Here is an 11,313-nt window from a genome sequence, read left to right as displayed (position 1 = left end):
TTAATAGGGCCAAACAACACCGCCTTACTAACTCCTTCTGGGCCTCGATGATCTGAAGCAGCTCGCTGTCGAAACCTACATAACTCTTTGTTTACCAAGGAGTTTTCCGTTTCGACTGCGCCGGAAGTGGGGCGAATTATAGACTTCCAGAATCTGCCGTCAAGGGTTAATTACGCTTTTGTTGCAGAAGATGGTTTTTTAGCAATAAGACGGGGAATTCGGCGCATCACCGGCGGTATACGCAGGACCAGAAGCAGCGCCCCTATAGATGCATAGATAGCCCACTCCTTGAGATCTGCCCGCACGATCCACAGCATATGCAGCAAACCAAGCCCGAGAATCACGTAAACCAAACGATGCAGTTTCTTCCAGCGCACACCAAGGCGACGCTGGCTGTATCGGTTGGAGGTGACTGCCAGCACCAATAGAGAAAGGAATCCCAAGGTACCCACAATAATGTAAGGCCGCTTCCGTAGCTCAACCCCCAACTGCGACCAATCCAACCCAAGGATAAACACGCAGTAAGCAGCGAGATGCAAAACCACATAGGCAAAGCACCACAATCCCAGTTGCCGTCGCACGGCGATCCACCCCGCCCAACCACTGAGCTTCTGCAACGGTGTCATACCCAGGGTTATTAACAACAGAATCAAGGTGCCAAGCCCGAGCCGATCCATCAGAACCTTGCCCGGGTCAGGTCCCAGCGCAAAGCTCCAGGCCTCGTACAGCCAGAACAGCGGCCACACCGCCGCTGCTATAAAGACGCCGATGCGCCAGATCGGATAGCGCATTAATAGTTCTTCCGCAGATCGAGGCCCGTATAAAGAGAAGCGACTTCATCGGCGTAGCCGTTGAACATTTGTGTCTCACGCACATTGGGACTGAACAGCCCGCTGGGCAACCGCCGCTCCCGCGCCTGGGTCCAACGCGGATGGTCGACGGTAGGATTCACATTTGCGTAAAACCCATACTCACTCGCGGCAATACTTTGCCAGGTGGTTTTCGGCTGCTCGCTGACCAGGCTGATGCGCACGATCGACTTGACGCTCTTGAATCCGTACTTCCACGGCACCACCAACCGCAACGGCGCGCCGTTCTGGTTCGGCAGCTCCCGCCCATACATGCCCACCGCAAGGATCGCCAGGGGATTCATCGCCTCATCCAATCGCAGCCCTTCTACATAAGGCCAGTCGATCAAGGCGAAGTTGGACCGCTGCCCCGGCATGCTCTTGGGATCCTGCAGGGTTTCAAAACGGATGTACTTGGCATTCGAGGTCGGCTCGACGTGCTTGAGCAGTTCCGATATAGGGAACCCTATCCACGGAATGACCATCGACCAGGCCTCTACACAGCGCAGTCGATAGATTCGCTCTTCCAACTGATAGGGCTTCATGAAGTCTTCAAGCGCATAGCGCCCAGGTTTGGCGACCTCACCATCTATCACCACACTCCACGGCTCAGTCTTCAGAGACCCGGCATTGGCTGCAGGGTCGCCCTTGTCCGTACCGAACTCATAGAAGTTGTTGTAGTGGGTTGCGTCCTTGAAAGGGGTGATGGCCTCGTCCTTGACGGTAATCGCCTGCCATTTGGTACCCGGGAGCTTTTCGGCAAACCAGCCAGGTGCATTGCCCGGCTCGACATCGGCATAACGTGCCGCATCATCCGCACTGGCCCAACGCGGCAGGCTGCTGGCAGCCAGGCCGGCAAGCGCACCACCGAGCAAGCTGCGGCGAGAGAAATAGAGGGATTCAGGCGTGACATCCGATTCTTGGCAATCAGACGCTTTGGGAAACTTGATTAACATGGCAACTCCGCAGCTTTGGAGGACAGATGCACCAATAGACTGCGGAGTATGGGGGAAATTACATTAAGGCAACGTTTTGCGCTGACGAAGATGCAGAAGGTACTGCACCGGGCCGGACGCGGCATACACAAGGAAAGCCAGCAGCAGGATTCGCGGCGGATCACTGAAGACCACGGCAAACACCAGCACCACTGCAAGGATAGCCACAAACGGCACACGCCCTTTGAGATCCAGCTCCTTGAAGCTGTTGTACTTGATATTGCTGACCATCAGCATGCCGGCCGCCGCAACCATCAAGGCCACCAGGAACGACATCTTGGAACCCTGGATACCGTAGTCGCTGAATGCCCAGACAATACCGGCTACCACACCCGCCGCAGCCGGACTGGCCAGGCCAATGAAGTAGCGCTTGTCGGCAGTCCCCACCTGGGTATTAAAGCGCGCCAGACGCAATGCCGCGCCCGCCACATAGATGAAGGCAACCATCCAGCCAACCTTGCCCATATCACCCAGCGCCCAGGCAAATGCGAGCAACGCCGGCGCCACACCGAAGGCAACCATGTCCGACAGCGAGTCATACTCGGCGCCGAAGGCACTCTGGGTGTTGGTCATCCGCGCAACCCGGCCATCCAGGCCATCAAGGACCATGGCGACGAAGATCGCAATCGCGGCAAAACCAAAGTACTTGCTGGCCCCGGCCGCATCGCCGGCCGCCAACGCACTCTGGGCACTCATGGAATTGATGATGGAGTAGAACCCCGCGAACAGGTTCGCAGTGGTGAACAGATTCGGCAGAAGATAGATGCCACGATGCCGGACTTTACGGCCTTCAGCATCGTGCCCTTCTTCGACATGTTCATCGATCGGTAGCAGGCTTTCGGCGTCAGAGGCCTGGTTTGGCTCTTCGGGACGTTCGCTCATGGACTTTACCTTGCAACGGTGTGAAAAATTTCGACAGAAACTTGCGGCGAGTGTTCGCCCGCAAACGATGCAGCTTTATACCAGAACCTGCCCCGCAAACGAAAAAACGCGGCCTAAGCCGCGTTTTCCCTTGATCCGTACGACTTAGTTTTTGGCTTTGTCGACGATCTTGTTGGCACCGATCCACGGCATCATGGAGCGCAGTTGCTCGCCGATGATCTCGATACCGTGAGCGGCGTTGTTACGACGCTTGGCGGTCATCGAAGGGTAGCCGGTTGCACCTTCGCTGATGAACATTTTGGCGTATTCGCCGTCCTGAATACGTTTCAGGGCGTTGCGCATGGCCTGGCGGGACTCGGCGTTGATCACTTCCGGGCCAGTCACGTACTCGCCGTATTCGGCGTTGTTGGAGATCGAGTAGTTCATGTTGGCGATACCGCCTTCGTACATGAGGTCAACGATCAGCTTCAGTTCGTGCAGGCATTCGAAGTAGGCCATTTCTGGCGCGTAGCCAGCTTCAACCAGGGTTTCGAAACCGGCTTTGACCAGTTCAACGGTACCGCCGCACAGAACGGCTTGTTCGCCGAACAGGTCGGTTTCAGTCTCGTCCTTGAAGGTGGTTTCGATGATGCCGGTACGACCGCCACCCACGCCAGCAGCGTAGGACAGTGCAACGTTCTTGGCGTTGCCCGAGGCGTCCTGGTAGATCGCGATCAGGTCAGGGATACCGCCGCCTTTGACGAACTCGGAGCGCACGGTGTGGCCCGGTGCTTTCGGCGCGATCATGATCACGTCGAGGTCGGCGCGCGGCACAACCTGGTTGTAGTGGATCGCGAAGCCGTGGGAGAAGGCCAGGGTGGCGCCCTTCTTGATGTTCGGCTCGATTTCGTTCTTGTACAGCGCGGACTGGAACTCGTCCGGGGTCAGGATCATGACCAGGTCGGCAGCAGCAACAGCAGAAGCAACGTCAGTCACTTTCAGGCCGTGGGCTTCAGCCTTGGCAACAGTGGCCGAGCCTTTGCGCAGGCCAACGGTCACGTCAACGCCGGAATCTTTCAGGTTGCACGCTTGGGCGTGGCCCTGGGAACCGTAGCCGATGATGGCGACTTTTTTGCCCTGGATGATCGACAGGTCACAATCTTTATCGTAATAAACTTTCATGAGGTTCCTCTATATATCCAGGCCGTTTAAGGCCATTCGCTAAATTTGAGTTAGATGCTGAGTACTTTGTCGCCACGAGCAATCCCGGTGACGCCACTGCGTACAGTTTCCAGAATCGAGGCCGTCCCGATCGACTGGATGAAGCTGTCCAGCTTGTCGCTTGTACCGGTCAGTTGAACGGTATAAACGCTGGCGCTCACATCGACGATCTGCCCGCGATAAATGTCGGTAGTGCGCTTGATCTCGGCCCGTTGTGCACCCGTAGCCTTGACCTTGACCAGCATCAGCTCACGCTCGATGTGGGCACTTTCCGACAAGTCGACCAGCTTGACCACTTCGATCAGCTTGTTGAGGTTCTTGGTGATCTGCTCGATCACCTCATCATGACCAACGGTGGTCAACGTCAGACGCGACAAGGTCGGGTCTTCGGTCGGCGCCACGGTCAGGCTTTCGATGTTGTAGTTGCGTTGCGAAAACAGTCCGACCACACGTGACAGAGCGCCCGGTTCGTTCTCCAGAAGCAGGGAGATAATGTGCCGCATGATTAGGTACGCTCCGTCTTGTTCAGCCACATATCGCGCATGGAGCCGTCTTTGATCTGCATCGGGTAGACGTGCTCGCTGGTGTCGACCTGAATATCGAGGAACACCAGGCGGTCCTTCATGGCGAACGCCTCTTCCATCATCGGCTTCAAATCCTTCAGATCGGTGATGCGCATGCCGACATGGCCATAGGCTTCAACCAATTTGACGAAGTCAGGCAGAGACTCCATGTAGGAATGGGAGTGACGGCTGCCGTAGCTCATGTCCTGCCACTGGCGAACCATGCCCAGTACACCGTTGTTCAGGCAGACGATCTTCACCGGCAAGCCATATTGCAGGCAGGTCGACAGTTCCTGGATGTTCATCTGGATACTGCCTTCGCCGGTGACGCACGCAACGTCAGTATCCGGAAAGCTCAGCTTCACACCCATGGCCGCAGGGAAACCAAAGCCCATCGTGCCCAGGCCACCGGAGTTGATCCAGCGGTTAGGCTTGTCGAACTTGTAGTACTGCGCCGCGAACATCTGGTGCTGGCCCACATCGGAGGTCACAAAGGCATCGCCTTTGGTCACTTCGCACAGGGTTTCGATCACGGTCTGTGGCTTGATGACGCTGCCATCACCCTTGTCGTAAGGGAACAGGCCGCGATCACCGCGCCACTCGTCGATCTGCTTCCACCAGCTGGCAACGGAATCCTTGTTCGGGGCTTCGCCGATTTCCTTCAGCGCAGCGACCATTTCGGTCAGCACGCTTTCCACAGGACCTACGATAGGCACGTCGGCCTTGATGGTCTTGGAGATGGATGCCGGGTCGATATCGATGTGGATGATCTTGGCATTCGGGCAGAACTTGCTCGCGCCATTGATCACCCGGTCATCGAACCGCGCACCGACGGCGAGGATCACGTCAGCATGGTGCATGGCCAGGTTGGCGGTGTAGCTGCCGTGCATGCCGAGCATGCCGACGAACTGACGGTCCGAACCCGGGAACGCGCCAAGGCCCATCAAGGTGTTGGTGACTGGCAGGTTGAGCAGCTTGGCCAGTTCGGTCAGCGGTGCAGAACCGCCGCCCAGAATCACCCCACCACCCGAGTAGAGCACCGGACGCTTGGCCGCCAACAGCATTTCTGCCGCCTTGCGGATTTGCCCCGAGTGCCCGCGAACGGCCGGGCTGTAGGAACGCAGCTTGGCTTTCTTCGGGAAGATGTATTCGAATTTTTCCGCCGGGTTGGTCATGTCTTTCGGGATATCGACCACCACAGGACCCGGGCGACCGGACTGTGCGAGGTAGAACGCCTTCTTCATGACTTCCGGGATTTCCGAGGCATGCTTGATCATGAAGCTGTGTTTCACGATCGGCCGGGAAATACCGATCATGTCGGTTTCCTGGAATGCATCGGTACCGACCATGGTGCTCGCCACCTGGCCGGAAATGATCACCATCGGGATGGAGTCCATATAGGCCGTCGCGATGCCGGTAATGGCATTGGTCGCGCCAGGGCCGGAAGTCACCAGTACCACACCGGCTTTACCGGTGGCACGGGCGTAACCGTCAGCCATATGGGTAGCAGCTTGTTCGTGGCGAACCAGGATGTGGGTAACAGCCGGTTCCTTGAACAGTGCGTCGTAGACATGCAGCAGAGCACCACCTGGGTACCCGTAGATATAGTCGACGCCTTCGTCACGCAAAAAGCGGACGAGCATCTCACCGCCAGATAAAAGCTCCACGTTGTTCACCTCTAAAACGCCAGAATACCGTCCGTTAAAAACCGACGGGTCTTAATAGGTTTACTTCTCAGCAGAGCATGAGCGACGGTGGTCGCCGACTACGTCAGCACTGACTGAGCAAGTATTGGGAGCGTCCCAAGTGTTGCGGGATTTTCCCACCCAGCGCGAGGTAACGCGTTGCGGGTGTAACAGGTCGGCGCGGGTATGCGCCTCATGATCTGCTGAGTGGGTCTGCTTCTGGCAGTCCCTCTACAGCGGACTTTGGATTCTTCTGTTTCAGCCCCTCCAAGTCAAGCAATAATTGCGCTTTTTTCCAACTAAGCGCATGAGAACGTAGAAGAAAGGGGCTTGAGGAGGGATAAAACTCGCCTGAATGGCGCAAAGCGGTAGAAATATGCGCAAGACTGCCGGAAAAACCGGCAGCCAGGCAATTAACGAGCGTCGACGATCAGTTGATCGAACTTTTTCAGCGCAGTCCGCAGGCCAAGGCTCTCAAGTGGCCGATCGGCGTAAACCATCTCGGCCATCTCCAGAATCCCAGACGCATTGGGCAATGGCAGGTCCTGTTCGAGGATTTGCTTCATCCGTGTCAGGAAAATCCATTGCAGCCACTGGTGAAAGTCCAGTGTGTCGACGGAAAACGGCTCAACACTGCTCAAGGCTTCAGCACTGGGGGACAATTCGTCCCACCAGCCCTGCAAGCGCAGTTCACGCTCGATCAACAACAACTGTTCGGCAATTGCCGGAAAGCGTGCATCCATCAGAGGCTTACCTTGGCTTTTTGCCGAGCCTGGGCGGCGCCGGCAGCATCGCCTTGCTTCTCGCGGGCATCACCGATCAAGCTCCACAGGCTGGCCTGCAGGTCTGGACGGCCATTGGCCAGGGTCAGGCCGCGACGGGCAAATTGTTCTGCTTGCGGGGCATCGCCCTGGGCCATGCGAACCTGAGCCAGGCGGTATAGCACTTGCGGTTCACGCGGTGCCACGCGCTGGGCGCGCTCGAGGCTCGACGATGCGCCGTTCAAATCGCCACCCGACTGCTGCTGTTGGGCAGTGGTGAGCAACGCCAGCACCGGGCCATCCAACTGCTCATCGGCTGACAGACCGCCGGCACTGCTGGCGGAAGGAATTCCACTCGGCGTCGACGGCATGTTGTAGGTGCCCTGGTTGATCGGTGCCGTTTGAATCGGCGTGGCATCGATCGGGCCCGATGTACTTGGGCCTGGGGTCCATGGTTGAGTACTGATCGGAGCCGAGGTGGCAGCGCCGCCACCCGGGATCATCACCACTACACCAGAGTCCTGAGGCACGGCTTGCGCCTGGGGCCGGGCCTGGGCAGGGCGGTTGGTAACGGTTTGGCGGAAGCCGCCGTTGGCCGAGATCCGGTCGTTGTTGGACACCGTTGTACTGGAGTCCACCACCGGAATAGAGCCCCGCTCCACGCTGGCGCAACCACCGAGCAATGCCAAAACTGTAATAGCTGGAATCAACAACTTGTTCACGTGAAACCCTCTTTGCTTAATTCATCCAGCCCTTGACCCAATCCATCACCGATTCAGCACTGGCGGGCGCACTGGCTCCGCACGCTGCACCGGGTGGTGGCTCGCTGCCGCGAATATACGGCATCTGCACCGCGCCCGGACAGTTGGCATCGGAACCCTGGCCGGTGTGCGGATCGATCCAGGCCTGGACGATATTGTCCGGCTGCGGCATGTTCAGCGGCAGTGGATCGGCCTTTTTCATGAAACTGGTCCATACCTGCAACGCGCCGGTGGCACCGGTAAACGGCGTCTTGCCGTTGTCATCACGCCCCAGCCAAACCACTGCCAGCAGGTCCTGGCTGAACCCTGCGAACCAGCTGTCCCGCGAATCGTTACTGGTACCGCTCTTGCCGGCCAGTGTCAGGTTGGCCGGCAGCACGTTGTAGGCCGAGCGTCCGGTACCTTCGCGCATCACGCGCTGCATGGCGTTCTGGATCAGATAGATCGAGGCCGGGTCAAAGCGTTGCTGAATCTGGAACGGATAACGCTTGAGCGGTTCGCCTTCGGCCGTCAACACGCTCCGGATCCCACGCATCGGCGTATTGAAACCACCGTTGGCCAGGGTCTGGTACATGGTCGCCACTTCCATCGGGCTCATCGCACCCGCACCCAACAGCATCGATGGGAACGCCGGGAACTCCCGAGTGATGCCCAACCGGCCGAGCGTCTTGAGCACGTTCGGCACGCCCAGTTCAAGGCCGAGGCGGGAAGTCGAGATGTTGTAGGAATGCGCCAAGCCCTGGTATAGGAAAATCGTACCGTGGGAGCGACGATCAAAGTTATGCGGCGTCCACATCTGGCCATCAGCCCCTTTGACCGACAGCGGGTCATCGGACAGCCAACTGGTCAGCGTGTACTTGCTCGGTTTTTCCAGCGCGGTCAGGTACACCGCCGGCTTGACCAGCGAGCCAATCGGCCGCACCGCGTCCAGCGCCCGGTTGAACCCGGCAAAGCTGGCCTGGCGACTGCCGATCATGGCCTGGACTTCGCCGGTTTCCGGGTTGGTCACCACCATCGCAGCCTCGACGTCGTCAGAGCCTTTACGACCTGTCAGGCGTTTGAAGGTGTCATTGACCGACGCTTCGGCCTTCATCTGCAGGATCGGGTCGAAACTGGTGAAGATCCGCAGGCCTTCTTCGGTCAAGTCTTCGTCGCGGTAGTCTTCACGCAGCTGGCGTTTGACCAGGTCGATAAAGCCCGGGAAGGAGCTGTCGGCGAGCTTGCCGCGGGTGGTTACACCCAGTGGCATTTTCTTCGCGGCGGCCACTTGTTCAGGGGTGGCGACACCTTGCTGCTCAAGTACATCCAGCACCAGGTTACGGCGCTCCAGCGCCCGCTCCGGGTTGCGACGCGGGTTGTAGTAGGACGGCCCCTTGACCATGCCCACCAGCAGCGCCACCTGGTGCAACTTCAGCTCGGACAACGGCTGGCCGAAGAAGAACTGGCTGGCCAGACCAAAACCGTGGACGGCACGCTGACCGTCCTGGCCAACGAATACTTCATTGAGGTACGCCTCAAGAATTTCCTGCTTGCTGTAGTGCAGCTCCAGCAGCATCGCCATCATGGCTTCGGTCAGCTTGCGGGTCAGGCTGCGCTCGTTGGTCAGGTAGAAGTTCTTGACCAATTGCTGCGTCAGCGTACTGCCGCCCTGGGTCATCTTGCCGCCGGAGGTGTTGACCCAGAGGGCGCGCGCGATGGACTTCGGTGATACGCCCCAGTGGCTGTAGAAATCCCGGTCTTCGACGGCGATCAGGGTATCCAGCAGGTAAGGCGGCACCTGATCGATCTTGATCAGGATGCGGTCTTCCAGGTTTTTCGGATAAATCCCACCGATCATTAAGGGTTCCAGGCGCACCACCGGCAACTTCGAGCCGTTGAGCGAGGACAGTTCGGCTACGTAGTCGCCAGAGAAGCGCACGCGCACCGGCTGGGGTTTTTCCAGGCCTTCATAGAACTGGAAGCCGCGGGTGTTCAGGTCAACCGTGTTGCCGCTGACGGCAGCGGCGCCAGGGCCATTGCTCACGGGTTCGCGGCGATAGCCCAGGGCATCGAGCTCGGTGAGGAAGTCATCCTTGCTCAGCTTCTGGCCGCTGAACAGTTCCAGCGGGCGCGCGTAGACCTTGGCCGGAATGGTCCAGCGCTTGCCGGAGAACTTCTCCTGGACCACGGCATCGAGGTAAACCGCGAAGCCGGCGATCACGACAAGCCCTACCAGGCTGAGCTTAAGCGCCCAGCCCAGCCAAGGGCGCAGGCCGCGGGAAGGAGGTTTTTTACGGGAACGGGGAGATCGGGTACGAGTCATGGCGGCGGATTATACGCACTTTATTGATGACCAACATGAGCCGGACAGCGGTTTGCACGACCGCCTGTAGGAGCCATAATGCCCGCCATGAATTTTCCCAGACTCTGAAGGATCGCCCGTGAGCCAGTCCCTGATTGCTGCCCTGCAAAACCCGGCCCTGTTTCCCCATCCGGTGGATCAGTTCCAAGTCATCGAGACCCATATTTCCTGGGTCCTGCTCACTGGGCCCTATGCTTACAAGATGAAGAAGCCGGTGAATTTCGGCTTCCTCGATTTCACCACCCTGCAAGCCCGCGGACACTTCTGCAATGAAGAGCTGCGCCTCAACCAGCGCCTGACCGATGATTTGTATCTTGAAGTGTTGCCGATCACCGGCAGCGCCGAGGCACCGCAGTTGGGCGGCGACGGTCCGGTGGTCGACTACATGCTGAAAATGCGCCAGTTCCCGCAAAGCCAACTGCTCAGCACTCTGCAGGCCAACGGCGAACTGACCAGCGCGCACATCGACGAAATGGCCAGGCAGATCGCGCATTTTCACCTGAATGCCCCGAAAGTCCCGGCCACTAACTCTGCTGGCACGCCGCACGATGTCATGGCACCGGTGCTGCAGAACTTCGAGCAGATCCGTCCGTTCCTCAGCGACAAGGCCGACCTGGCACAACTGGACGCCTTGCAGGCCTGGGCTGAAAGCAGTTTCGAGCGCCTCAAGCCACTGTTCGAACAACGCAAGCTCAATGGCTTCACCCGCGAATGCCACGGTGATATCCACCTGGGCAACGCCACGATGATTGATGGCCACGTGGTCATCTTCGACTGCATCGAGTTCAACGAGCCGTTCCGCTTCACCGACGTGTATGCCGACACCGGCTTTTTGGCGATGGACCTGGAAGACCGTGGCCTCAAGAGCCTGGCACGACGCTTCATCAGCCAGTACCTGGAGCTGACCGGCGACTATCAAGGCCTGGAAGTACTGAACTTCTATAAAGCCTACCGCGCCCTGGTACGCGCGAAGATCGCGCTGTTCAGCATGCCTTCCGAGGCGGATGCGGTGCAGCGCGCTACCACCCTGCGCCAGTACCGCAACTACGCCAACCTGGCAGAAAGCTACAGCACCATCCCATCGCGCTTCCTGGCCATCACCCATGGCGTATCGGCCGTTGGCAAAAGCCATGTATCCATGCGCCTCGTAGAAGCATTGGGGGCGATTCGCCTGCGTTCGGACGTAGAGCGCAAGCGCCTGTTCGGCGAGCAGAAGGTCGAGAACACGCCGCAGGCCGGGATCTACGCCGCAGACGCCAGCGCCGCGACCAATGCTT

General features: G+C 58.5%; 10 protein-coding genes. 1 reads left to right on the top strand and 9 read right to left on the bottom strand.

From position 1 onward, the window contains the following. Nucleotides 1–170: 170 nt before the first annotated feature. The 9 genes from msrQ to mrcB form a co-directional block, all read right to left on the bottom strand. Nucleotides 171–791: a protein-methionine-sulfoxide reductase heme-binding subunit MsrQ gene (gene msrQ / locus HX846_RS11885; RefSeq protein ID WP_102368092.1), complete on the bottom strand. Its 621-nt coding sequence runs from the start codon at nt 789–791 to the stop codon at nt 171–173. Further along, nucleotides 791–1,804: a protein-methionine-sulfoxide reductase catalytic subunit MsrP gene (msrP, locus tag HX846_RS11880; RefSeq protein ID WP_003212121.1), complete on the bottom strand. Its 1,014-nt coding sequence runs from the start codon at nt 1,802–1,804 to the stop codon at nt 791–793. The genes msrQ and msrP overlap by 1 nt, the downstream gene beginning before the upstream one ends. A gap of 63 nt (nt 1,805–1,867) precedes the next feature. Continuing rightward, entirely contained in the window at nt 1,868–2,725 is an 858-nt protein-coding gene (gene pssA, locus HX846_RS11875) for a CDP-diacylglycerol--serine O-phosphatidyltransferase (RefSeq protein WP_003212123.1), read from the bottom strand. 144 nt (nt 2,726–2,869) lie between these two features. Further along, a complete protein-coding gene (gene ilvC, locus HX846_RS11870; protein ID WP_003212125.1) occupies nt 2,870–3,886 on the bottom strand; it encodes a ketol-acid reductoisomerase in 1,017 nt (338 codons plus the stop codon). A gap of 50 nt (nt 3,887–3,936) precedes the next feature. Then, nucleotides 3,937–4,428 (bottom strand): acetolactate synthase small subunit, encoded by a 492-nt coding sequence (gene ilvN, locus HX846_RS11865; protein ID WP_003176102.1) that lies wholly within the window; start codon nt 4,426–4,428, stop codon nt 3,937–3,939. Between the two features lie 2 nt (nt 4,429–4,430). Continuing rightward, entirely contained in the window at nt 4,431–6,155 is a 1,725-nt protein-coding gene (locus HX846_RS11860; protein WP_008436892.1) for an acetolactate synthase 3 large subunit, read from the bottom strand. Between the two features lie 431 nt (nt 6,156–6,586). Then, nucleotides 6,587–6,916, bottom strand: coding sequence for a YqcC family protein (locus HX846_RS11855; protein ID WP_178965429.1), 330 nt, complete (start codon nt 6,914–6,916; stop codon nt 6,587–6,589). Continuing rightward, entirely contained in the window at nt 6,916–7,656 is a 741-nt protein-coding gene (locus HX846_RS11850) for a M48 family metallopeptidase (RefSeq protein ID WP_008436887.1), read from the bottom strand. The genes HX846_RS11855 and HX846_RS11850 overlap by 1 nt, the downstream gene beginning before the upstream one ends. A gap of 16 nt (nt 7,657–7,672) precedes the next feature. After that, entirely contained in the window at nt 7,673–9,997 is a 2,325-nt protein-coding gene (mrcB, locus tag HX846_RS11845; RefSeq protein ID WP_003212132.1) for a penicillin-binding protein 1B, read from the bottom strand. Between the two features lie 118 nt (nt 9,998–10,115). Here mrcB and HX846_RS11840 point away from each other — a divergent pair. Continuing rightward, the coding region (locus HX846_RS11840) for an AAA family ATPase (RefSeq protein WP_178965428.1) at nt 10,116–11,313 on the top strand (1,198 nt) is incomplete at its 3' end.

Source organism: Pseudomonas sp. K5002 (assembly GCF_013386655.1).
Classification (GTDB): Bacteria; Pseudomonadota; Gammaproteobacteria; order Pseudomonadales; family Pseudomonadaceae; genus Aquipseudomonas.
This window is presented reverse-complemented; position numbering and strand designations above follow the sequence as displayed.